Consider the following 703-nt stretch of genomic DNA (forward strand, 5'->3'; position numbering starts at 1 on the left):
CAGATGGTTAAGCGACCAAGGGCGCACGGTGAATGCCTTGGCACTAGGAGCCGATGAAGGACGGGACGAACACCGATATGCTTCGGGGAGCTGTAAGTGAGCTGTGATCCGAAGATTTCCGAATGGGGGAACCCCCCTTCCGTAATGGGAAGGGATCCACACCTGAATCCATAGGGTGTGAGAAGGCAGACCCGGGGAACTGAAACATCTTAGTACCCGGAGGAAGAGAAAGCAAATGCGATTTCCTGAGTAGCGGCGAGCGAAACGGAAACAGCCCAAACCAGAAGGCTTGCCTTCTGGGGTTGTAGGACACTCCATCGGAGTTACCAAGAGAGCAGATAGAGGAAGCGGCCTGGAACGGCCCGCGGGACAAGGTAAGAGCCCTGTACTCGACATCTGATTCTCCTCCGGAGTGGATCCTGAGTACGGCGGGACACGTGAAACCCCGTCGGAATCCGGGAGGACCATCTCCCAAGGCTAAATACTCCCTAGTGACCGATAGTGAACCAGTACCGTGAGGGAAAGGTGAAAAGCACCCCGGAAGGGGAGTGAAATAGATCCTGAAACCGTGTGCCTACAAGTAGTTGGAGCCCGTTTATGGGTGACAGCGTGCCTTTTGTAGAATGAACCGGCGAGTTACGATCCCGTGCAAGGTTAAGCCGGAAATGGCGGAGCCGCAGCGAAAGCGAGTCTGAACAGGGCG

The 703-nt window shown here is 55.6% G+C and carries 1 rRNA gene; it reads left to right on the top strand.

Going from position 1 to position 703, the window contains the following annotated elements:
* Nucleotides 1-5: 5 nt before the first annotated feature.
* A 23S ribosomal RNA gene (locus tag ACSZLD_RS16825) occupies nt 6-703 on the top strand; the annotation flags it as partial.

Source organism: Alkalicoccus luteus (assembly GCF_052061695.1).
Classification (GTDB): Bacteria; Bacillota; Bacilli; order Bacillales; family Salisediminibacteriaceae; genus Alkalicoccus; species Alkalicoccus luteus.